Raw genomic sequence first — 22695 nt, forward strand, 5'->3', positions numbered from 1 at the left:
TGGCATTAACCGGCAGCTTCCTGCTGATATGCCTTGAGGGTTTCTTCGGAAAGCGTACGCAGCGCTTCTTCCTTCAGTTGGGTAAATTCCGGTGAGGTGATGATCTGGGGCTTCCGCGGCCGTGGCAGATCGATTAACAGATGCCGCTTGATCGTGCCTGGGCGGGAGGTCATAATGTATACCTCGTCAGAGAGGTAGATCGCCTCTTCCATGTCGTGGGTGACGAAGAGAATTGTTTTTTGAAAGTCGTCCCAGAGGTCGAGCAGCCACTCTTGCATCATGGCACGGGTCTGGGCATCCAGAGCGCCGAAGGGCTCATCCAGCAAAATAACGTCCCGATCATACAGAATGGTGCGAAGCAGTGCCGCCCTCTGTCTCATACCTCCGGAGAGCTGGGCGGGGTAATGATCCTCAAACCCCTTAAGGCCATATTTGTGCAGCAGGGGCAGGGCCTTGGCTTTCGCTTCTCGTTTGGAGGTTCCCTGAATTTCCAAGCCCAGAATCACGTTGTCCAGAATCGTCCTCCAGGGAAGCAGCAAATCCTTCTGCAGCATATAACCGGTGATACCGGTTAATCCATCGACACGGCTGCCATTGACATAAATGGCTCCTTCCGTATTGTCGAGCAGCCCGGAGATGATGTTAAACAATGTGGACTTTCCGCAGCCACTGGGACCGACTATGCTGACAAAGCGGTGGTTGGGAATCCGCAGGTCGATCGGACCTAGCGCTTGAACCAGAGTACCGTCCCCGGACGGATAGGTTTTACTGATGTTCTCAAGCTCCATTTTGTAAGGGTTCATCTTCATCGCCACCTCCTTTGTGTTAAATATATAGTAGTATATATAACACGACATAGGTGATAAGAGATTATTATGTTAGATAATATAACATATACTTAACACAAAAAAGAGGGTAGGATTATTCGTTGTTGTCATTACGGAATTGGTCTACCTGAGCGATAATGCCGGCTTGTAGATTGGGAAGCAAATTGAGGATTTGATCGGATGCGGACTGCGAATATACACAATAGAAGCTTTGTTGCAGGCGTATTTCGGGCAAGGAGATTTTTTCAATGGCGGCGTCACGGCCGGAGGGCCATAAAGAGGATACGGGCAAAAAGGAGCAGCCAGTTCCTTGTTCGACCATTTGGCGAATGACGTGTGAGGTGTCCACCTCGATCAGCTTTTGGGGATACATGCGCAGGGGGGCGAACAACTGATGCTCCAGCAACTCCCGCAAAGGCATGTGTCTTTTAAGCAGAATAAAAGGGACTTCCTCCAGATAGGTGGACAGACTGCGGTAACGAGGGAAAGCCGTTTGCTTCGGCCCAACGAAGGCCAGAGGCTCTTCGAAGAGCTTGATGCTGTTAAGCTGGGGGAGCGGCGAAAAGCTTTGGTTGATGAAGGAGATATCGAGTTCTCCGGAAGCGGTTCGGAGGGCCAGATCCAGAGACTGGCCGGTGCTGATCTTCCACTCGATCAGGGATGCCTGCTCCTTCATGGATTGCATAATGGAGGGGAGCATAACATGAGTTAGCGATTCTACAATGCCGATGCGCAGTTTCTTCTCCGTGGGCAGAGCCGTCAGCATGCGGAGGGATTCCTGTCCGGCTTCCAATGCGCTTAGCGCATATTGGGCGTAAAAGTAAAACTTGCGTCCGGCTTCTGTCAAGAAAGCGCCGGAGCGTGTGCGATGAAACAGGGAAGCATCCAGCTCGGTTTCCAGCCTTGCAATACGAATGCTGACGGCAGGCTGTGTCAAAGCGACGAAGTGGGCCGCTTTGCTCATGCTCTCCGTTTCGGCTACGGCAATAAATACTTTCAGGTCCAACATGTCCATGGGTGGTGCCTCCTCGCTTCCGTCAAACATCCGGTTCAATAGTGTGAGAATATTTTACATGAAAACAGCGGACGTGGCACTGGTTAAAATTCCCTTGAGACTGCGACCGGAGAATGGAATGCACCGGAAAACAACTATTCATTTCCTGTAATTTATGCTATAATAAAAAGTCGTTTACTCCGATTTTGTCTGTTTCAAATCATGTAAATTATGAGTTCAACGTATATAAAATGAAATATTGTTAATGCGAAGAGAGGTGACTTCCCTTGTTGGACCGACTACAATCGCTGGCTGACCGTTATGAGAAGCTGAGCGAGCTGCTCTGCGATCCCGACGTGGCTAGTGATACGAAAAAGCTGCGTGATTATTCAAAAGAACAATCGGATTTACAGCCGGCTTATGAGGCGTTTACTGAATATAAGCAGGTGATCGAGGAACTGGATGCCGCTAAGGTGATGCAGGCCGAGAAGCTGGATGATGAAATGCGTGAAATGGTAAAGATGGAAATTGAGGAACTGACAGCGCGTCAACAAGTGCTCGAGGAGACGATTCGGGTGCTGTTGTTGCCTAAGGATCCGAATGACGATAAGAATGTTATTGTGGAAATTCGCGGTGCGGCCGGGGGAGATGAAGCGGCCTTGTTTGCTGCTGATCTGTACCGGATGTATTCCCGTTATGCGGATACCCAGGGCTGGAAGGTTGACATCATGGACGTGAACGAGAGCGATCTCGGCGGGTTCAAGGAAATTATCTTCATGATTAACGGCCGCGGGGCTTATAGTAAAATGAAATTCGAGAGCGGTGCTCACCGGGTGCAGCGTATTCCTTCCACGGAATCCGGCGGCCGGATTCACACATCGACCTCAACCGTAGCCGTCATGCCTGAAGCGGAAGAAGTCGATATCGAAATTCTTGACAAGGATATTCGCGTTGATACGTTCTGCTCCAGTGGTGCGGGCGGCCAGTCCGTCAATACGACAAAATCGGCTGTGCGCGTCACGCATATTCCGACGGGTATCGTTGCGACCTGTCAGGACGGCAAATCGCAGAACTCCAATAAGGAGAAGGCGCTGCAGGTGCTGCGCGCCCGGATCTCCGATATGATGCGACAAGAGGAAGAAGCGAAATATGCCGGAGAACGGAAAAGTAAGGTTGGCACCGGTGACCGCAGTGAGCGGATCCGGACGTACAACTTCCCGCAAAGCCGGGTGACGGATCACCGGATCGGACTGACGATTCATAAGCTGGACCAGGTGATGAACGGGGAGATCGAGGAAATCGTATCCGCGTTAACGATTGCCGAGCAGGCTGACATTATGGAAAAGGGAGAATAACCCTCGGACATGAACAAACACAAGTTTCGGTTATCCGAAGGGATGACGATTATAGAAGCCCGTAAAGAGGCTTCTTCTTTTTTAGCGTCGCATGGTGTAGCTGAGCCGGAATCGAATGCTGAGCTTCTTCTGAAGCATGTGTTGGAGCTGAAGAATGGGGCCGCTTATTTACTGGCCCTGCGCACCCCTTTTCCCGCCGACCGGAAGGAAGCATGGGAGGAAGCAATCTCCCGCAAAGCGGCGGGCGAGCCTGCGCAGTATATCATCGGGGAACAGGAATTCTACGGCTTGACCTTCCGGGTCACGCCGGAGGTCCTGATTCCGCGCCCGGAAACGGAGCTGCTCGTGGAGGCGATCGTGCGCGAAGCTGATCGCCTGTGGCCAGCCGGCGGCAACCTGCCTGCGGGCTCCGGCCCGCTTGTTGCCGATATCGGCACAGGCAGCGGGGCGATTGCCGCTGCCCTGGCCAGCCTGCGCCCGTCATGGCGCATCACGGCGAGCGATATCTCGCCGGGTGCGCTCGCTGTAGCGGGCGCCAATGTCCGGCGGCTGGGCCTGGCCGTGGAATTCAAGCAGGGGAACCTGCTTGAGCCCTTTGCGGACATGGCGCTGGACATCGTGGTCAGTAATCCGCCGTATATTCCGGCGGAGACAATTCCGCACCTGCAGCCGGAGGTGCGGGACTACGAGCCGCGCGGCGCGCTCGACGGCGGTCCGGACGGGCTGGTCCCGTACCGGATCATGCTCGCCCAGCTGCCGCTGCTGCCTGCCCCGCCGCGCCTGATCGGCTTCGAGCTGGGCATGGGCCAGGCCGGCGAGGTCGCTGAGCTGCTCCGCCAAGCGGGGCACTGGGATCGGATTCTGACGATCCCCGACTTGGCCGGTATTGACCGGCATGTGCTGGGCGCGAAAACGGTGCATTAGCTGCGTAATAACCGAGTTATAACCACCGGCAATTTGCGGCTGATTGTATTGATCAAGAGAACGGGTCCGCTTGCAGAAGCGGACTTTTTTTATGAACAAGGGCAGGCCAAAGGGCCTTTTTAGTGTAAGCAGGTTTCGCAGTTTGTCAGGATTTAAAGTATACTAAATGAAGGAAGGGGCGCAAGGCCCGGAAAGTGAGGAACGGCATGCTGAAGAGACTGAAACGAATCGATGTAACCATCATCATCATCCTGCTGCTTCTCATGGCGATCAGTATCGTGGTGCTCTATAGTGCGACTGTGAATACGAAGTACGAGGGCTACCATTTACGGATGCTCATCTATTATGCGCTGGGGTTTGCAGTCTTTTTCGGGATGGCGATAATTGACTTCAAGCTGCTTGTGAAATATGCCCCGTTTATTTATCTGATTGGGCTTGGGCTGCTCGTTGTCGTGCTGTTCATCGGAAATGAATATTACAGCGCAACAGGCTGGTTAACACTTCCCGGAGGGGTGAGCTTTCAGCCTGCGGAGTTTTTCAAGCTGCTGTTAATTCTGTTTCTGGCCTTCATGCTGCTGAAGAAGCGTAAGCCGAAGCTTGGGTTCTGGAAGGATGTCCTGCCGATTATGGTGCTGACGTTCATTCCGTTCCTGCTCGTAATGGCGCAAAATGACCTGGGAAATGCGCTTAGCTATCTGGTCATTCTGGCGGGCATGCTCTGGATTGGAAACATTAAATATATTCAGGCCTTTATCGCTCTGGCCCTGTTTGCGGGGGCGGCGTTTGGCGGCATTACCGCTTATAAGGTATATCACGACGAGGTGTATACGTTCTTCGAGGACATTGGACGCGCGCACTGGATTGAACGGATCGATCCCTGGCTTGTGCCGGAAAAGGCAACGGATAAAGCGATTTATCATACGCGGAATGCCAAGCTCGCGATAGCTTCGGGCGGTATGACGGGAGAGGGCTATTTGAAAGGAGAGACCGTCCAATCGGAGCGGGTTCCTCTTACTTATTCCGATTCGATCTTTGTCGTGATCGCTGAAGAGTTCGGATTTATAGGCAGCTCGGTCGTGCTGCTGTTGTATTTCGTGCTGATCCACCGGCTCATTCTTGTTTCGTTGGAATGTAAGGACAGGAGCGGACCTTATATCATCGTTGGGATCGTCGCTATGTTCCTGTATCAAATTTTTGAAAATATCGGCATGTTTATCGGGCTGATGCCGCTGACAGGCATTACGCTGCCCTTCATCAGTTATGGCGGAACCTCACTGCTAATTAATATGGCATGCGTTGGGATCGCGATGAGTATCCGGATGTACGGGCAGGATGAAGCGGATGAGACGTCAGAAGCGGTCGCCCGCTATAAGCCGAAGCGAGCCATCATTACTGAGGAATAGGCGTGTACGGGTAGAAAATAATAGATTAATAGATTTGCCAGGTTTAAAACTCTCTTAACCGGACAGAATGGTAGACATCAGAGATTCGGTTGGAGAGTGAAGCCAAATGAGAGAGAACCGTCGGAAGTCGATTGCACTTATATGTTTTAGTATGTTGATCCTGCTGATGTCCTGGGAAGGACAAAAGGCGGACACGGCGGCAGCCGAAGGCTTGATCCCGCAAGAATCGATTCGATTGCGAATTTTGGCTAATTCCGATAGCTTGGGTGATCAAGCGGTGAAACGGCTGGTCAGAGATGCGGTCGTGGAGCAAATGAACGGGTGGGTAGCCGAGCTGGCTCAGCCCGAAAGCCTGGAGGAAGCCCGGACTATGGTTCAGGGCAAACTGCCCGACATTGAGCAGCGCGTAGGAGAAACGCTTAAGGCAAACGGCAAAAGCTACAGCTATGAGGTTGTACTGGGCGAGGTGCCGTTCCCGACGAAGATCTATGGGGGAGCTGTGTATCCGGCCGGGGAATATGAAGCGGTGCGGGTAACCCTTGGCGCCGGTGCAGGCAAGAACTGGTGGTGCGTATTGTTCCCTCCTCTCTGCTTCGTGGACGCAGGCAGCGGAGATGCCTTGCAGAAGTCCGCAAGTGCAAAGTCCAGCGAGAAGGATGGTATTGCGGCAGCAAAAGGTAGCGTCGATGCGGATGCCGGGGCCGATACAGCCATGGTTCAAGTTGATCCTGAAGAGGTGGAAGTCCGGTTTTTCCTATGGGATATGCTGGTGAACTTCTGGAACTGGATTACGGGATTATTCGCGTAATGCTTCCTTTCCCGCAAAATAAATAAAAGTGAAAAAGAACCGTACAGGACAGTTAAACCCTGTGCGGTTTTCTGCGTTGTCGACATGAGCTATAATAAATAAGCGCTAGTTCAAAAGGTTAGCTTTCAGCACCGAGAAGAGAAGGATGCGGGAAGCGATAAGGAGGAACAGAGTGTAGGCAGACTCTGCATGAGTACCGGACTTCGAGGATGAGCGCAAGATTCGATGTCGAGATGCCATTTAGGACACTTCGTGATCAAAAGATGACTTTTTGAACAGCCTCTAAAAGTTATCTTAAATTACAACAGTCTGGAAGGATGAACTATGGACGAAGAGCTCAAGCCATCCGCTAATCTTGTCGCCCTCGAAAAGGAGACAAGCTTTTGGGATGTGAAGCTGCTGTCGGAAGAGACGACAGGCAGCTCTGATCATAAAATTACGAATCAAGCTCAGCTTGATGAAATAGAGCGTAGATTGTACGAAGCGGGAGAGATGCTGGCGGCAGGCGGAACCGTGGCCTTTCCGACCGAGACCGTATATGGTCTTGGCGCGGATGCCCGCAACAGCAAGGCGGTGGAAGCGATCTTTGCCGCCAAGGGAAGACCCTCGGATAATCCGCTTATCGTTCATATCGCCGCTATGCATCAACTTGAGGGATTAGTGACGGGCATAAACGACACGGCTGCTCAATTGATGGAGGCCTTCTGGCCGGGGCCGTTAACGATTGTGCTGCCCGTCTTGGAGGGCGCCGTCTCGCCGCGTGTAACGGCGGGACTCGATACCGTGGCCGTGCGGATGCCGGACCACGAGGTAGCGCTGCGGCTGATCGCCGCAGCGGGCTGCCCGTTGGCGGCACCCAGCGCCAACCGCTCCGGGCGGCCGAGCCCGACGCTGGCGGACCATGTCCGCGAGGATCTGGGCGGCCGCATTGACGGTATCGTCGACGGCGGAGCCACCGGCGTCGGCGTCGAGTCCACCGTCGTCCTCGCCGGGGACGACGGCATCGTGACCGTGCTCCGCCCTGGCGGGGTCACGGTCGAGGAGCTCGCCCCCTATGCCAAAGGGGGCGTAGAGCTGGACCCTGCGCTGCGCGGCGCAGGGCTGCCCGGCCCGGTGGCAGCGCCTCGCTCGCCGGGCATGAAATACACGCACTACGCCCCGAAGGGCGAGCTGCGTGTTGTGGCCGGGTCCGCCCCGCAGGTGGCGGACCGGATCCAGGCCGAGCTGGACGCGGCCAAGGCGCGGGGAGAGATCACGGGTGTGCTCGCGTTTGACGAGCACCTCCCGTTCTACCGCGCCGACTGCGTGCTTTCGCTCGGCAGCCTGACGCGGCTTGAGACGGCTGCGCACCGTCTCTACGCCGCCCTGCGCCGCTTCGACGATAGCGGCGTCACGGTCATGCTGGCCGAGGCTTGTCCCGAAGACGGCCTCGGCGCCGCCGTGATGAACCGCCTGCTGAAAGCGGCGGGTCACCGGATCATCTTCGTCTGAATCAACCGCCGAAGGAGGATATCTCATGATCATGATTGGTCTGACAGGCTGGGGGGATCACCCGAAGCTGTATCCTCCGGGTACCCCTGCCAGAGAAAAACTCGCCAGGTATGCTGACTACTTCCCGCTTGTTGAGGTAGACAGCTCCTTTTATGCCGTACTGGGAGAGGCAACGTACCGCAAGTGGCTGGAGGAAGCGCCGCAGCTTATCTTTATCCTGAAGGCCTATCGTGGAATGACCGGCCATCTTCGGGGCAAGAACCCTTACCCGGACGCGGATGCGATGTACCGTGCTTACCTTGATTCTATTGCTCCTATGGTGGAATCCGGGAGGCTAAAGGCAGTGATGTTCCAATTTCCGCCCTGGTTCGATTGTACGGCAGAGCATGTACGACAACTGCGGGCAATCAAACAACGGATGCAGGGCTTGCCGCTTGCAATTGAATTCCGGCATCGCAGCTGGTATGCGGAGGATGTGCTGGAGGAGACGCTTGGCTTCCTTCGGCTTGAGGGCTGGATTCATATCATATGTGACGAGCCCCAGATTGGTGAAGGGTCGGTTCCGGTTGTACTGGAGCCTACCCATCCTGAGCTGACTCTGGTTCGTCTGCATGGCCGCAATACAGGCGGCTGGCTGCAGAGCGGCTCGCCGGATTGGCGGGAGACCCGGAATTTATACTGCTATTCCTCCGAAGAATTGCATGAATGGGGATGCCGACTGGATACATTACTGGAAAAAGGCGCGCGTGAAGTCGGAATGATATTTAATAATAATTCCGGAGGGGACGCCGCTCCCAATGCGCTTGAGATGATGAAGCTTCGCGGCATGACTGCGGGAGAACTGCCTCCGCAGCAGCTTGATTTATTTTAGAATTATGTATCAGATAATTGGCTGGAGGTGTTGGCCTTGGAAATGTTTGAACTTGTTCTGCTTATGCTGGTGCTTATCGGTGTCTCCAACGTGCTGAACCGATTTATCCCGACGGTACCGGTACCGCTCTTTCAAATTATATTAGGGGCGCTGGTTGCAATTATGCCGCTAGGCCTGCACCTGCCCTTGAACTCGGAGTTGTTCCTGCTGCTGTTCATTGCTCCGCTGCTTTATAATGACGGCAAAAAAACACCCAGAGAAGAACTGTGGAACCTGCGCTCTCCCATCCTTCTGCTTGCGCTGGGCCTGGTGTTTGTAACGGTATTCGCCGGGGGGTATTTCATCCACTGGCTGATCCCAAGTATCCCTTTGCCTGCCGCCTTTGCGCTTGCAGCCATCCTGTCTCCAACGGATGCGGTGGCTGTAAGCTCACTTGCCGGCAGGATTCACCTTCCGAAGGGGATTTTGCGCCTTCTGGAAGGCGAATCTTTGATGAACGATGCTTCCGGGCTCGTTGCCTTTAAATTTGCAGTAGCTGCTACCGTCACAGGCGTCTTTTCCCTTGCGGATGCTACCGTAAGCTTCCTGTGGATCGCGCTGGGAGGACTTCTTTGCGGTGCGGTGCTTGCCTTCCTGATCGTGTGGGTCAGAATGTTCATTCGCCGGCTCGGGATGGAGGATGTGACAGTTCACATGCTGATCCAGATTCTGACGCCGTTCCTCATTTATTTGATTACGGAGAAGTTTGGCTTGTCAGGCATCCTGGCCGTTGTAGCCGGAGGGATCGTGCATGCCATTGAGCGGGATCGGAATGAATCGGTGCAGGCTGAGCTGCGCGTGGTGTCGCAAAATACGTGGACCGTCATTCTATACATATTAAACGGTCTGGTCTTCGTGATACTGGGCTTGGAAATTCCGAGTGCAACCCAGACGATTTTTCACAATCCCGAATATAGCAATCTACAGGTCCTAGGATTTATAGGCTTAATCTATCTAGGCTTGCTCCTTCTCCGCTTCATCTGGGTGTTTGTCTTCTGGAGAGGTTCTTGGCTGATGGGCAGCGGAGAGGATCTGGAGCGGCCGAAGCTGATGTCCTCGCTGCTGATCTCGTTATCCGGAGTTCGGGGCGCGGTCACGCTTGCTGCAGCCTTCTCTATCCCTTTCTTATTGCAAGACGGCAGTACCTTTCCGGAAAGAGACCTGATCATCTTCTTGGCTGCAGGTGTCATTCTTTGCTCCTTGGTCGTGGCGAGTGTTCTATTGCCTTTGCTTTCTCGCGAACAGGGAGATCCTGTTGACCATTCGGCGGAGCGCGAGCATGAAGCCAGACTTCGCATGCTCAAGGCGGGGATTCGTGCGGTAGAGGGCGCGATTAATGAAGAGAACAACCGGGCTGCTAGGGAGGTCATCAATAACTACCGACGCCAGATGTTTCATCTGCAGCAGCAGAATCAGAACTCGGATGATTGGTCTGACCGCTCCCGTAATGAGTCCATCATGAAGATTCGATTTGCCGCCATACAGGCAGAGCGTCAAGCGCTCCAGAAGATGCTGGAGGATGGGGAAGTATCCGGAGAACTGGCGGATCAGATTCAGGAAGTCATGAGTCAGATGGAGATCGTATTATCCAGTGGCTTTAAGATGAAGGCAATGGTTACTCTGTTCCGTCTTCGCCGTTTATTTAAGGGACAATTATCCGCCAAGAAGAGGGAGCCGATTCCGATGGATACGAAGGAGAAATTTGCTTCGATTAGGCTTCGGACGGCCAGTGCGGCGCTTGCGGCAGTGAAATCTCAAATGAACGATACTAATCGTCAAGCGGTCATGATCGTCGCATCCCAATATCAGGACATGGTGGATCGTCTTCGCTCAGGTGCGAAAGGCGGTCAGCATATGGATGATACGAACGAGGATATGTTTGACCAATTTAAAAATGAGCTGCAGATCAAGGCGATCCAGGCGGAGCGTGATGAAGTGCAGCTGATATTTGAGGAAGGCGGAATCACACGGGCCACAGCCAACAAGCTCCGGCAATATATCAATTATACGGAAGCCGGAATTCTCGAGCCGGGAGAAGAGCACTAGTCTAGCCAACGTTATAATTTCATAGGCATTCTTGTCATGAATGCCGTCTTGTCCGCATAAGGTTGTACAGGTGTAAATTCGGACAGGGGGCGGCTAAATGACACAGGCCATATCAGAACTGGGTGAACTCGTAACCATTGTGCTCATGGCGATTGCACTGGGGATGGATGCCTTTTCCCTGGGAGTTGGCATCGGTATGAAGGGAGTGCGGCGGATTGACGCTCTTCGGATCGGTACGATGGTGGCCTTGTTCCATGTGCTAATGCCGCTGGTAGGGATTTTTGCCGGTCAGTATGTAGGCGCATTGCTTGGAGATTTGGCCCGATATGCCTCAGGAGGACTTCTTCTATTGCTGGGCCTGCATATGATTCTCAGCTCATGGAAGGGAGGCGGCTTCCATTCCATTAATCATCGCTCTTTATGGGGATCGCTCTTGTTCTCGCTCAGTGTCAGCATCGATTCTTTTTCGGTGGGGGTCTCTTTGGGGATGTTCCACAGCAACCTGATTCTGACGGTTCTTTCCTTCGGCTTCTTTGGTGGTCTGATGTCGCTAATGGGGCTTGGGCTGGGCAGACAGATGGGCAAGCAGTTCGGTGATTATGGAGAGGCTGCTGGTGGAGCAATCCTGTTTGCGTTTGGTCTTCTGTTTATCTTTTGATACAATAAGCTGTAAACATAGGGGGTGACAGGAGTGCGAGTTCTATTCGTCTGTACGGGAAATACTTGCCGTAGTCCGATGGCAGAAGGGATTATGCGCAAGCTGGTCGCGGATCGCGGACTTCGGATTGAAGTAAGATCTGCTGGTGTAGCTGCCTCTACGGGTGCCTCCATGTCGCGGCATGCAGAAGCGGTATTGAGGGATAAAGGGATCGCTGACGAATTCACTTCAACTCAGCTTCACTCGGAACAGGTAGAGTGGGCTGATCTTATATTGACGCTGACAGAGAGCCACAAGCGGCATATACAATTCGCTTTTCCAACATCCTTGGATAAGGTCTATACCTTGAAGGAATATGTCAGCGATGGGAGCAGCTCGGCTGAGAGTTACGATATTTCCGATCCTTACGGGGGTTCCCGTGATGACTACGAGCGAACAGCTGAGGAAATTGCTGCCGCGCTGGACAAGCTTGCTGATAAGCTTGACGGACAAGCCTGAATTTTGCTTTTTTCAAGAGGTTGCTTTTACGGGCATAATGCTTTATTCTAAAGCAAATGAGAGATTCCGATGTGACTGGCGACGGAAGTGGATCAAACCACGATGGAGCATCGGAACATACGGCCGGTCGCCTGGGCAAAGAGCACGACGCAAGCTTGCAGCGTCATGCTCTTTTTTGCATATTGAAGCGTGTCTTGTCTGGTGTTTCAGGTATAATAAGGGGAAGTACCCTGAAAGGAAGGCCTGAATATGGGAGAAGCAAACAACGTTATCGATCGGGAAGGCTTGTCGGAGCAGATGGCTGAAGTGGTAGAAGAGCTGTGTGTGCATGCCAGGCTGGGACCGGGCAAACTGCTCGTCATTGGTGCAAGCACCAGCGAAGTTGCCGGAGCCAGAATCGGAACCGGAGGCGCTGAGCATGTCGCTGAATCTTTGCATCGCGGGATAGAGACGGTAAGGGTGAAATATGGGTTTGATGTAGCTTATCAGTGCTGCGAGCATCTGAATCGGGCGCTTGTGGTGGAACGGAAGGTCTTGGATCGTCTTCGGCTTACGGAGGTAGCGGCGGTCCCGGTTCCTAAAGCAGGCGGTTCCATGGCTGCGATCGCTTATCGTCACTGCTCTGAGCCTTGTCTGGCCGATACCATCGAAGCGGATGCCGGCATTGATATTGGAGAGACGCTGATCGGTATGCATTTGCGGCGAGTTGCTGTTCCATATCGGCCGACCCGAAGACTCGTGGGGCAGGCCCGAGTAACGGCTGCCTGGACAAGACCGAGGCTGATCGGCGGAGAACGTGCGGTATATGCATTGCCTCAGATCGAATCTGGGGATATCGGGACGTGTGAATGAATTATTTAAAATACAGGAGGATTTAGAAGATGGATCAATTGAGAAAGCAAGACCCTGCAGTTCTGGAAGCGATGAATCTGGAGCTGAAGCGCCAGCGGAATAACATTGAGCTGATCGCCTCCGAGAATATTGTTAGTGAAGCGGTTATTGAAGCAATGGGTTCTGTCCTGACAAACAAATATGCTGAAGGCTATCCGGGCAAGAGATACTACGGCGGCTGCGAGCATGTCGATATCGTTGAGGATATCGCCCGCGATCGGGCCAAGCAGCTCTTTGGCGCTGAGCATGTAAATGTTCAGCCTCATTCCGGGGCCCAAGCGAATATGGCGGTATATCTGGCTGCACTTAAACCGGGAGATACCGTCCTGGGGATGAATCTGGCTCATGGCGGGCATTTGACTCATGGAAGCCCGGTTAATGCTTCCGGCCTGCTCTATAACTTTGTTGCGTATGGCGTACAGGAAGACTCCTTCCTGATCGATTACGAAGAAGTTCGCAAGGCTGCCTTTAAGCATCGTCCCCGCCTGATTGTTGCAGGCGCGAGTGCTTATCCTCGGATTATCGATTTCGAGAAGCTTGGACAAATCGCTAATGAGGTTGGTGCGCTCTTTATGGTGGATATGGCGCATATTGCCGGACTCGTAGCGGCCGGACTTCACCCAAGCCCGGTGCCGCACGCGCACTTCGTGACGACGACCACACACAAGACCTTGCGCGGACCTCGCGGAGGAATGATTCTGTGCCGCCAACCATGGGCCGCAGCTATTGATAAGGCTGTATTCCCTGGTACGCAAGGGGGGCCTCTGATGCATGTTATCGCCTCCAAAGCGGTTGCGCTGGGTGAGGCATTGCAGCCTTCATTCAAAACCTATGCAGAGAATGTGGTTAAGAATGCGAAGGTGCTGGCAGAGACGCTTCTTGGTGAAGGCCTGAATCTGGTCTCTGGCGGAACCGACAATCATCTGATGCTCATTGATACGCGCAACCTGAATATCACAGGTAAGGAAGCCGAGCATGTGCTTGATTCCATTGGCATTACAGTTAATAAGAATGCTATTCCATTTGACCCGACAAGTCCGTTTGTAACGAGCGGTATCCGGATTGGTACACCTGCCGCTACCTCCCGCGGCATGGATGAGGCAGCGATGCAGGAGATTGGCCAAATCATTGCCACGGTCCTGAAGGCGCCTAAAGATGGGACGGTATTGGATAAAGCGCGCATTCGCGTGACTCAATTGACGGATCGTTTCCCGCTCTATTCAGAGCTGAAGTATTAATAATAGGATAAGTTGGAGCTTTAGAATAGAACAGGGCCATCGCAGTAAACTATCTTTTTGGTAGTTTTCTGGGATGGTTTTTTCTATTTTCAGATCAGTAGTTCGTGACGCACAATGTAAAAATCCTCGGATTCTTGTAAATATCCTCTGTTTTACGAAACAGTTCCTCTTTTTATGATGAAGTAGAAGCTTCGATTTCTCTGATCTGAACTCGAAATCAAACTACATTATACGAACGAGGGGTTCGTAGAGCGGAAGGAGTAACACCATGACGCCGAATTTAGATACAAAGCATTACTTGAACCGGCCTAATCGGAAGTTTAAATCAAAAGTTGCCGGGTTAGGAAACTCATCGACGTTTGTAGGTTATTTGTTTGTGGCCCCAATCCTGACTTTGATGGGGATATGGTTCTATTACCCATTAATACAATCCTTTTTTTACAGTCTGCAGGATATCAGTTTCTTGAACCCGGATGCGGCTCGGTTTGTCGGACTTAGTAATTATATGGAGATTGTGAAGGACCCGGACTTTTGGACCGCATTTGTCCATTCCATGACTTTAACTATTGTAGCAGTACCGTTGCAGGCGATTATAGCCTTAGTGATTGCAGTGAACTTGAACAAGGTACTACATCTGAAAGGTTTGTTTCGTACATTGTATTACATGCCGTATATTACTTCGACAATTGCAGTGACGACGGTATTTATGTATTTGTTCATGCAGCATGAAGGGATCGCAACTCGGATGCTGGCATGGTTTGGATTCCCCGATGTTTCGTGGTACGCCAATGTAACCTATGCTTTGCCTTTTCTGATGATCTTAACAATTTGGACTTACGTGGGCTTCTATATGGTGGTGTATTTGGGAGGGTTGCAAACCATCCCAAATGATATCTATGAAGCAGGCCGTGTGGATGGTGCCAATGGCTGGCAGCAGTTCTGGAGACTTACGGTGCCTATGCTCAAGCCGGTGACTTTCCTGGTCATTATGTCGGGTATTATCAATGTGATGCAATTATTCGACCAGCCCTATGCCTTGGCGAGAAATGGATCGCTTGGAAGTCCGGCAGGGGCGACCAGTACGATTGTAACCTATTTTTACAGCCAAGCGTTCAGCTTCAACCGTTCCGGTTACGGGAGCGCCGCGGCATTTATCATTTTTGCAATCATTATTGTGCTGTCCATGCTGCAAAAACGCTTTGTTAAGGAGGAAATATAACTATGGATAGCTTGAAAGCAAAATTCTTTCGTTATTTGCTGCTGTGCGTGTTCTCCATTTTCTTCATTGTTCCTTTCGGATATGCAATCTACACCTCTCTTTTATCGAAGGCGGATATTGGCAATCTGGTTCTTCCGGGGCGGTGGACGTTTGAAAACTATCGGGATATTTTCGTGAATTCGGATGTATTGATTTGGTATAAAAACTCGATTCTTGTTACCCTGGGCATTCTGGTCGGCAATCTGATTGTTAACACTATGGCCGCCTATTCCCTGGCTCGCCTGAACTATCGGGGCAGGGGCGTGGTATTCTTCCTAGTCATTGGGATGATGATGGTTCCGTACCAGGTTATGATCATTCCGGTCTTTTCTATGATTGTAGATTTAAAATGGCTGAACAGCTATCAGGGGCTAATCGTTCCCTTCCTGTTCCAAGGTTTTCTGGTTTTTCTGATGCGCCAATTTTTTATTACGGTTCCAAGAGAGCTGGAAGAAGCAGCGGAAGTTGATGGCTTGAACAAAATCGGCATATTCACTCGCGTTATTTTGCCCCTGTCCAAGGGAGCAATTGGCACGCAGATTATATTCAGTTTTACCGGAACATGGAACTCCTTTGTCTGGCCGGTCACGCTGGTCAATGACAGTCGCTGGTATGTTTTGACGGTAGGACTTAATACGTTGAAAAATCGATATTTTGAGTGGCCCAACCTGACCATGACTGGAGTGGTGCTGCTAACCGTGCCAATCATCATTGTGTTCCTGCTCTTCCAGCGTCATATGGTACAGGGGATTGCCACTACAGGGCTTAAAGGGTAAGCAAATCATAGGGGAAAGGAGGAGTCGACATGATTGAATATAAAGGGAAGGACCCTGACACTGACGGCTGGATCATCGCGGAAAATAATTTTGATCCTAGATGCCTCGCAAAATTCGAGTCGATCATGTGTCAAGGGAATGGTTATCTGGGGCTAAGAGCCGTTACAGAGGAATGTTATTCCGGTGAGAAACGGAATTTATTCGTTGCAGGCACCTTTAATCGTTGTGCCAATCAGGAGGTCACGGAGCTGCCAAACGCTGCTGATATGGTACAGTTGGACCTTACGCTGAACGGCGTCCCGTTTCATTTGGAGAAAGGAACGATTCATCGTTATCGCCGTGAGCTGAATCTGCGGCAAGGCGAACTTCGGCGTGAAATTTTGTGGGAAGACGAAGCTGGCGGCATGTATGAACTATGTTTTCGACGTTTTGTTTCGATGGAGGATCTCCATCTGATCGGAATGAGAATGGAGATCACTCCCCTAAATCAGGATACCATTATTACGATCCGTTCCGGAATTAACGGACAAATGACCAACTCGGGCGCACAGCACTTCTTGGAAGGGGAACGGCGAATCTTTGATGGGGAGCTGCTTCAGCTTTCGGCCACTACGACAGAGTCCGGGATTAACTTTGTGCATACATGTCATCACCGCTTGCATCAGGATGGAGTACGCCTGAATTCATTGCCGATTCCGTCCATGGAACGCAGAAAAGTAATGCTGACCTATAAAATTGAGGCGGAGTCCGGAAAATGCATTGTTCTAGATAAAGTATCGACTGTTCATACGAGTATCGATACGGAGTGGGTTTATCAACAGGGCAATCTTCAAGGCTTGCAGGAGGCTGCCCGCATTCATCTGGGACTGACGGCGGATAAGGGCTTTGAACAGCTGTTCGTTGAGAGTGAACAGGCCTGGGCGGAGCAATGGATGAATGCGCGAATTGAGATTCAGAGCGAAGATCCCTTTGATCAGTTGGCGCTCCGTTTTGCACAGTATCATCTGCTTCTGATGACACCGGGTCATGATAGCAGGTTCTCCGTGGGAGCCAAGGGGTTAACGGGAGAGGGATATAAGGGACATGTATTTTGGGATACTGAAATCTTCATCCTTCCCTATTTTATATATACCGGCCCGAGGGTTGCCCGCCATTTGGCAGAGTACCGTTACCATATGTTAAATGGAGCCAGAAAAAAGGCAGAGGAAAATGGATATCGTGGGGCAATGTACCCTTGGGAATCCGCCGCAACCGGTGAGGAAGAGACACCCGAATGGGGTCCTGTCGATGTGGTTACCGGTACACCGACCTATATTTGGACGGGGAAAATCGAGCAGCATATTACGGCGGATGTAGCCTACGGTGTTTGGCATTATTATCAGGCTACCGGCGACCAGGACTATATGGACCGTTACGGGTATGAGATTATTCTGGAAACAGCGTCTTTCTGGGCAAGTCGGCTAGAGTGGAATAAGGAGGAGCAGAAGTATCATATTTGTGACGTAATAGGCCCGGATGAATACAAGGAGCATGTCAACAATAATGCATACACTAATTATTTGGCCTACTGGAATATCACAAAGGGAATAGAATGTACTCGAAAGTTAATTCAAGTGCAAGGCGATGTTTATTTTAAGCTGGACAGCCAGCTTAATTTGAACGGGAGACTGAAAGAGTGGGAGCATATCGTAAAATTCATATATTTGCCCCAGCCGGATAAGGATACATTAATCATTCCACAGGACGATACTTACCTGCAGAAGCGGATTATCGATTTGGAGAAATATCGAAAACAGGAGCAGGTCGCTACAATCCTATCCGATTATAGCATGACCCAGCTCAGTGACTTTCAAGTATCCAAGCAGGCTGATCTTTTAGTACTGTTTTACTTGCTGGAGGATTGGTTCTCCAAAGAAACGAAGGCGGCGAATTGGCATTATTACGAGCCGAAAACACTACATGATTCTTCGCTAAGCTTGTCCACGCACAGTATGTTGGCCTGTGATGTCAATGATCTTGAGTTGGCTTATCAGATGTTTGGCAAAGCTGCCAGGATCGACCTTGGACCAAACATGCACAGTTGCGACGAAGGGATCCATGCTGCCTCGATCGGGGGGATTTGGAAATCTGTTGTTATGGGGTTTGGCGGAGTACGCTCCTGGGAGGGAATGCTGCGGTTGAATCCAAAGTTACCAAGAGCCTGGAGGTCATTGGCTTTTCCGCTTGTTTGGCGAGGAGAACGCCTCCAAGTGACGGTAACCCCCGATAAGCTGCTGATTAAACGGCTGACAACAGGGCTGAGGCCTTTGAATCTGTCCATACATGGTCAGTCCTATATATTGAAAGACTCCATCATTGTGAATTTACTTGAGGTGATTCCAAATGAATAAAGAACATAAGGAAATTCGGGCTATGATCTTTGATCTCGACGGTGTAATTACGGATACGGCGAAATATCACTATGAGGCCTGGAAGCTGCTTGCCGATGAGCTGGGCCTTCCATTTGACAGAGAATTTAACGAGCAATTAAAGGGGATTGACCGCATAGCGTCTTTGGAGAAAATACTAAGTCAATCCCCCGATGGGGGACAATTTGTTACGAGGGAGCAGAAGCAAGAATGGGCCGATCGCAAAAATGCAAACTATCAACTTCTGATAGAGCGAGTAGACGAATCGGAATTATTGCCGGGTATCATGGACCTGTTTGAAGATCTCCTAGCGGCAGGAATCCCCATCGGGCTTGCTTCTGCAAGTCGCAATGCGAGAACCTTGCTTCAACAGTTGAAGTTGGTCTCTCGCTTTGATGTGATCGTAGATCCGTCCAGCGTAGCTCAGGGTAAACCGGCCCCGGATATCTTTTTGAAAGCCGCTGAAGAGTTAGGAGTAGCTCCCCATTATTGCGTAGGGGTAGAAGATGCAGAGGCAGGAATTCAGGCGATCAAAAGAGCAGGAATGTTTGCCGTAGGGGTGGGGGATGCCGACATTTTATCGACTGCTGACTATATTGTCTCGGAGACAAGACAGCTTTCGCTTGAAAGGATAAATAGTCACTTTTTTAAATAATAGAATTGAACCCGTGCAAGTTGAACAAGCTTAATGCATGAATGTTCAGCTTGCCTCCATAACTCATTGAATTGTAAAAATAGAAGGCATATGATAGAGGTCAAATACGACAAAATTCTACATGTAGGAGATCGATTCATGTTAAGATGGAAGCGGTTTCAAGACCGTAGTATCCGGCAGAAGCTTTTTTTGACCTATTCGATGCTGATGATTGTCCCTCTAGTGGTAATAAGTATTTACTTTTACACATACGCCATGTCCATATTTGAGTCGCGAATCGTGAAGTCTTTTCAGGAGACGAATCAGCAGATGGTGTCCACGGCGGATTCCTTCGTCGGTAATATGATCAAATCCTCCGAGCAGCCATTTTATGATCAAACGCTAATGGAGATTCTATCAAAGGATTATTCTACCGTACCTTATGAGACATTCGAAAAGAGTATGGATTATCGCTATATTAGTGACACAGTGTTCAAGAATCTGATGACCTTTAATCCAAGCATTGATTCCATTTTAATCTATCCCTTAAATAGTCCATTGATCTACCGGAGGGGCTATGAGACTACCTTTAACTATAAATATAGTCCGGTGAATGAACTGTGGTACCAGAAAATATTGAACAATGCGGAGAAGCCGGTCTTAATCGGCATGCATGAGGAGAAGCAGATGTATGCCAAGCCTCGTTCCGTATTGTCTGTGGGCAGGGTGCTTGTGGACGTGAACTCCTATCAGAAACTAGGGGTGCTTCTGGTGAACTTCCGGGTGGAGCAGCTTGAGAAACTGTTTAGCGGGCTTATGGACAAACAGGATGTTAATCAGTTCATTGTCGATGAAGCAGGAACTGTGGTGTTCAGCGCGACGCCGGGGATGATAGGTGCGGATCTCCAACAGCTTATGACAGAGATTGAACAAGGAAATAGAAATTACTATGTTGTTCACCATGTATCCCGTGTGTCGGGATGGGAGTTTTATAGTATTATTCATCGCGATAAGCTGTTTGCCGAGATTAATCAGATTCGGGACTTTGCCGTGTTGCTGGTAGCACTACTTGTTGTAATCGGTTTTGTCACGGCATTCTTTGTATCCGGCAGTATTTCAAATCCTATTCGCAGATTGGACCGCTTAATGCGTAAGGTTGAAAAGGGAGATTTCAATGTGGTTTCCCGACAGGACACTCTGGACGAAGTGGGGCATTTATCCCGTTCATTTAACAGGATGACTGCGGAAATCAAGGAACTAATCAAGCAAACCAAGCTGGAAGAAAAGAAAAAAAGAAGCGCCGAGATGAATGCCCTTCAAAATCAAATTAATCCCCATTTCATTTACAATACGCTTTCGGTCATTAAATGGATGGCGCAGGCACAGATGGCGGATAACATCACAGATGCGATTGATGATATGATCCATATCCTGTCCTTTTCCACACGCAATACCCAGGAATACGTCTCGATTGAGGAAGAAATGACCTTTATTCATAGTTATCTCGAACTGCTTCAGCTCCGCTACTATAATGTATTCGACTTTGAGGTTGATATAGAGCCGAATGTTATGCAATATAGAACGCTGAAGTTCTTGGTACAGCCATTTGTAGAAAATGCTGTGTTTCACGCGTTTGCCGGCGATGACCGGCAACACATTTTGAATATCCGTGTGGAGAACGTGAGCGGAGATATCCAATTCACGATTTCCGACAATGGGCGAGGTATAGAGCAAGAACGACTGAATGAGCTTTTGCAGCAGGAAATTTCTAATGAACAGACTATGAATTCCATTGGGATCGGAAATGTATCCCGAAGATTGAAGCTTCATTTTGGCCAGAAGTATGGAGTATTCATTGATAGCCAAAAAGGAGAGGGGACTACGGTGCGAATTCTAATCCCCATGATCGTGTACCATTCGGAACACAATCAAGTACGAAAAGAGGATCTATATGAAAATCATGATCGTGGATGACGAGTCTTTTATCCGGTTGAACTTTAAGACATTTTTGAACTGGAAGCAGCATGGTTATTATCTGGTCGGAGAGGCTTCGAATGGGCGGGAGGCGCTGGAGAAAATAGAGGAGCTTCGACCGGATGTGATCTTCTTAGATATCCGAATGCCCATCATGGATGGACTTGAGGTTCTGAAGGAAATGCAGCAGAAAAAATATTCCTGCAAAGCAATTATCCTTAGTAGTCATAACGAATTTGAATACGCTAGGGAGGCAATGCGGCTTGGTGCCTGCGATTATATACATAAACCCAATCTGACCCAAGCCGCTGTGTTCGATGCTCTCGCCCGTGTTCAAAAGTTGCTCCATCAACAGCCAAAGGAAGACCGCATGGCTCCTCTTCAACAAAACATGGAGAAGAACCGGAGTGAACTAAAAACGCTATTTTTACGTGATCTGGTGGTAGGGGCGGTTCGTCATGAGTGGGAGATCGAAGAAAAGAAAAGGCTATATGACCTGAAGCTGCAACAGCCAAATGTATGCTGCATTTTAATGTTCGTCGATCAGTATGACAAGGTAAAGGAACGCTACAAGAAGGGGATGGAGCATTTGCTTGCCTTTTCTATCCTTAACATTTTGCATGAAGTGCTGAACCGTTACAATGAGCTGGAATTGTTTCAAATGGGGCCGAAAGAAATCGTAATCTTGAAATCCAATTCGGGGACTAGAAGTATGAACGACATATTTGAAGAGCGCTGGGGATTGATTCGCAAAATTGAAAAAACATTAAAGCAGTTTCTGAATATCCAAGTAAGTTTCAGCATCAGTGGTCTTCACCCCTATCTGCTTGAAATACCCAAGGCGTATCATGAAGCGCAAGAAGCGTCAGAGACGCTGTTTTTTGAGGATCGGGGCAATGTTGTGGCTTACGAACCCGGCTGCATAAAACATAGTCATTCCAAGGGCCTGTCCACGTGGGCTGAGCAGTGCATCAAGAAAGCCATGACCGAAAAAAACATTGCGGAGGCTATCTCCATCGTTCATGCAATGTTTGCGGAAATCAAGGAAAAGCGTAGTGTCGGACGCCGTGAAACCTTGGAGCTGTGCGTAACCCTGCATTATTTGATTCAATCCTTCCTGAAGGAAGAAAGCGGGGAAGAGGATCTTGCCGGAATAAGGGAGATTATGGCTGCGGAGCGGGTAGAAGAGCTTCGCCTTCTTTTGGTTAGGAAGCTGGAGGCTATTCAGGAGAGCCGCACCGACGAGGCCTCTACCAACTACAAAATTAAGCGGGTAATTAACTATATTCATCAATACTATGACCATGATCTGACTCTGGATGAATTAGCAAGTTACGTCGGTCTGAATAATAGCTACCTGAGTCGTATTTTTAAGGAAGAGACTGGGTCGATGCTAATACCTTATATCAATCGCTATCGGGTGAAGAAATCGCTGGACTACTTGAGAGACGGAAAATTAAAGACCTATGAGATTGCAGAAAGGGTAGGATTCAATAGCATCGATAACTATAATATCAGTTTTAAGAAGCTTTACGGATTGCCGCCGAATGAGTACAGAAAAACATATATGGAATAGTAAAAAATCACGGAGATATGTAAATA

General features: G+C 50.1%; 19 protein-coding genes and 1 riboswitch. Of the genes, 17 read left to right on the plus strand and 2 right to left on the minus strand.

Annotated features, from left to right (window positions below):
• Window positions 1-5: 5 nt before the first annotated feature.
• Together KQJ23_RS03475 and KQJ23_RS03480 are read right to left on the minus strand one after the other, a co-directional pair.
• Window positions 6-803 (minus strand): ABC transporter ATP-binding protein, encoded by a 798-nt coding sequence (locus KQJ23_RS03475; RefSeq protein ID WP_216477278.1) that lies wholly within the window; start codon window positions 801-803, stop codon window positions 6-8.
• A 118-nt stretch (window positions 804-921) separates the two neighbouring features.
• Window positions 922-1842, minus strand: a complete 921-nt coding sequence (locus KQJ23_RS03480; RefSeq protein WP_216477279.1) for a LysR family transcriptional regulator — start codon at window positions 1840-1842, stop codon at window positions 922-924.
• A gap of 266 nt (window positions 1843-2108) precedes the next feature.
• Between KQJ23_RS03480 and prfA the strand changes: the two genes are divergently transcribed.
• The 17 genes from prfA (at window position 2109) to KQJ23_RS03565 (ending at window position 22669) form a co-directional block, all read left to right on the plus strand.
• The gene (prfA, locus tag KQJ23_RS03485; protein WP_216477280.1) at window positions 2109-3176 is read left to right on the plus strand and encodes a peptide chain release factor 1; all 1068 of its coding nucleotides are present in this window, start codon (window positions 2109-2111) and stop codon (window positions 3174-3176) included.
• A gap of 9 nt (window positions 3177-3185) precedes the next feature.
• On the plus strand, window positions 3186-4100 hold the full coding sequence (gene prmC, locus KQJ23_RS03490; RefSeq protein WP_216477281.1) for a peptide chain release factor N(5)-glutamine methyltransferase: 915 nt from the start codon (window positions 3186-3188) through the stop codon (window positions 4098-4100).
• A gap of 206 nt (window positions 4101-4306) precedes the next feature.
• Window positions 4307-5503, plus strand: coding sequence for an FtsW/RodA/SpoVE family cell cycle protein (locus KQJ23_RS03495; protein WP_216477282.1), 1197 nt, complete (start codon window positions 4307-4309; stop codon window positions 5501-5503).
• Window positions 5504-5654: 151 nt separating this feature from the next.
• Window positions 5655-6311, plus strand: coding sequence for a stage II sporulation protein R (gene spoIIR, locus KQJ23_RS03500; RefSeq protein ID WP_249529473.1), 657 nt, complete (start codon window positions 5655-5657; stop codon window positions 6309-6311).
• Window positions 6312-6635: 324 nt separating this feature from the next.
• Complete coding sequence (locus KQJ23_RS03505; protein ID WP_216477284.1) at window positions 6636-7802, plus strand: L-threonylcarbamoyladenylate synthase; 1167 nt, start codon at window positions 6636-6638, stop codon at window positions 7800-7802.
• A 25-nt stretch (window positions 7803-7827) separates the two neighbouring features.
• Window positions 7828-8673 (plus strand): DUF72 domain-containing protein, encoded by an 846-nt coding sequence (locus KQJ23_RS03510; RefSeq protein WP_216477285.1) that lies wholly within the window; start codon window positions 7828-7830, stop codon window positions 8671-8673.
• Between the two features lie 36 nt (window positions 8674-8709).
• Window positions 8710-10758 carry a Na+/H+ antiporter gene (locus KQJ23_RS03515; RefSeq protein ID WP_216477286.1) on the plus strand — a complete coding sequence of 683 codons (2049 nt, stop codon included), beginning with the start codon at window positions 8710-8712 and terminating at the stop codon, window positions 10756-10758.
• 97 nt (window positions 10759-10855) lie between these two features.
• Window positions 10856-11416 carry a manganese efflux pump MntP gene (locus KQJ23_RS03520; RefSeq protein WP_044481071.1) on the plus strand — a complete coding sequence of 187 codons (561 nt, stop codon included), beginning with the start codon at window positions 10856-10858 and terminating at the stop codon, window positions 11414-11416.
• Window positions 11417-11449: 33 nt separating this feature from the next.
• Window positions 11450-11914 (plus strand): low molecular weight protein arginine phosphatase, encoded by a 465-nt coding sequence (locus KQJ23_RS03525; protein ID WP_216477287.1) that lies wholly within the window; start codon window positions 11450-11452, stop codon window positions 11912-11914.
• Window positions 11915-11975: 61 nt separating this feature from the next.
• Window positions 11976-12058: riboswitch (ZMP/ZTP riboswitch) on the plus strand.
• 105 nt (window positions 12059-12163) lie between these two features.
• Complete coding sequence (locus KQJ23_RS03530; RefSeq protein ID WP_212937721.1) at window positions 12164-12766, plus strand: TIGR01440 family protein; 603 nt, start codon at window positions 12164-12166, stop codon at window positions 12764-12766.
• A gap of 29 nt (window positions 12767-12795) precedes the next feature.
• On the plus strand, window positions 12796-14043 hold the full coding sequence (locus KQJ23_RS03535; RefSeq protein ID WP_216477288.1) for a serine hydroxymethyltransferase: 1248 nt from the start codon (window positions 12796-12798) through the stop codon (window positions 14041-14043).
• Window positions 14044-14311: 268 nt separating this feature from the next.
• Window positions 14312-15262, plus strand: a complete 951-nt coding sequence (locus tag KQJ23_RS03540; protein WP_216477289.1) for a carbohydrate ABC transporter permease — start codon at window positions 14312-14314, stop codon at window positions 15260-15262.
• A 2-nt stretch (window positions 15263-15264) separates the two neighbouring features.
• On the plus strand, window positions 15265-16077 hold the full coding sequence (locus KQJ23_RS03545; RefSeq protein WP_216477290.1) for a carbohydrate ABC transporter permease: 813 nt from the start codon (window positions 15265-15267) through the stop codon (window positions 16075-16077).
• 29 nt (window positions 16078-16106) lie between these two features.
• On the plus strand, window positions 16107-18467 hold the full coding sequence (locus tag KQJ23_RS03550) for a glycoside hydrolase family 65 protein (RefSeq protein ID WP_216477291.1): 2361 nt from the start codon (window positions 16107-16109) through the stop codon (window positions 18465-18467).
• The gene (gene pgmB, locus KQJ23_RS03555) at window positions 18460-19140 is read left to right on the plus strand and encodes a beta-phosphoglucomutase (protein WP_216477292.1); all 681 of its coding nucleotides are present in this window, start codon (window positions 18460-18462) and stop codon (window positions 19138-19140) included. The genes KQJ23_RS03550 and pgmB overlap by 8 nt, the downstream gene beginning before the upstream one ends.
• 138 nt (window positions 19141-19278) lie before the next feature.
• Window positions 19279-21093, plus strand: coding sequence for a sensor histidine kinase (locus tag KQJ23_RS03560; protein WP_216477293.1), 1815 nt, complete (start codon window positions 19279-19281; stop codon window positions 21091-21093).
• On the plus strand, window positions 21071-22669 hold the full coding sequence (locus tag KQJ23_RS03565; RefSeq protein WP_216477294.1) for a response regulator: 1599 nt from the start codon (window positions 21071-21073) through the stop codon (window positions 22667-22669). Before KQJ23_RS03560 ends, KQJ23_RS03565 begins: the two co-directional genes overlap by 23 nt.
• Window positions 22670-22695 lie beyond the last annotated feature (26 nt).

Origin of the sequence: Paenibacillus brevis (genome assembly GCF_018919145.1) — a bacterium.
GTDB classification, from domain to species: Bacteria; Bacillota; Bacilli; order Paenibacillales; family Paenibacillaceae; genus Fontibacillus; species Fontibacillus brevis.

Bases quoted from the DNA above. Each gene is read 5' to 3' on its own strand.
- KQJ23_RS03475 (WP_216477278.1), bottom strand. From the start codon at position 803: ATGAACCCTTACAAAATGGAGCTTGAGAACATCAGTAAAACCTATCCG.
- KQJ23_RS03480 (WP_216477279.1), bottom strand. From the start codon at position 1,842: ATGGACATGTTGGACCTGAAAGTATTTATTGCCGTAGCCGAAACGGAG.
- prmC (WP_216477281.1), top strand. From the start codon at position 3,186: ATGAACAAACACAAGTTTCGGTTATCCGAAGGGATGACGATTATAGAA.
- KQJ23_RS03495 (WP_216477282.1), top strand. From the start codon at position 4,307: ATGCTGAAGAGACTGAAACGAATCGATGTAACCATCATCATCATCCTG.
- spoIIR (WP_249529473.1), top strand. From the start codon at position 5,655: ATGTTGATCCTGCTGATGTCCTGGGAAGGACAAAAGGCGGACACGGCG.
- KQJ23_RS03505 (WP_216477284.1), top strand. From the start codon at position 6,636: ATGGACGAAGAGCTCAAGCCATCCGCTAATCTTGTCGCCCTCGAAAAG.
- KQJ23_RS03510 (WP_216477285.1), top strand. From the start codon at position 7,828: ATGATCATGATTGGTCTGACAGGCTGGGGGGATCACCCGAAGCTGTAT.
- KQJ23_RS03520 (WP_044481071.1), top strand. From the start codon at position 10,856: ATGACACAGGCCATATCAGAACTGGGTGAACTCGTAACCATTGTGCTC.
- KQJ23_RS03530 (WP_212937721.1), top strand. From the start codon at position 12,164: ATGGGAGAAGCAAACAACGTTATCGATCGGGAAGGCTTGTCGGAGCAG.
- KQJ23_RS03535 (WP_216477288.1), top strand. From the start codon at position 12,796: ATGGATCAATTGAGAAAGCAAGACCCTGCAGTTCTGGAAGCGATGAAT.
- KQJ23_RS03540 (WP_216477289.1), top strand. From the start codon at position 14,312: ATGACGCCGAATTTAGATACAAAGCATTACTTGAACCGGCCTAATCGG.
- KQJ23_RS03545 (WP_216477290.1), top strand. From the start codon at position 15,265: ATGGATAGCTTGAAAGCAAAATTCTTTCGTTATTTGCTGCTGTGCGTG.
- KQJ23_RS03550 (WP_216477291.1), top strand. From the start codon at position 16,107: ATGATTGAATATAAAGGGAAGGACCCTGACACTGACGGCTGGATCATC.
- pgmB (WP_216477292.1), top strand. From the start codon at position 18,460: ATGAATAAAGAACATAAGGAAATTCGGGCTATGATCTTTGATCTCGAC.
- KQJ23_RS03560 (WP_216477293.1), top strand. From the start codon at position 19,279: ATGTTAAGATGGAAGCGGTTTCAAGACCGTAGTATCCGGCAGAAGCTT.
- KQJ23_RS03565 (WP_216477294.1), top strand. From the start codon at position 21,071: ATGAAAATCATGATCGTGGATGACGAGTCTTTTATCCGGTTGAACTTT.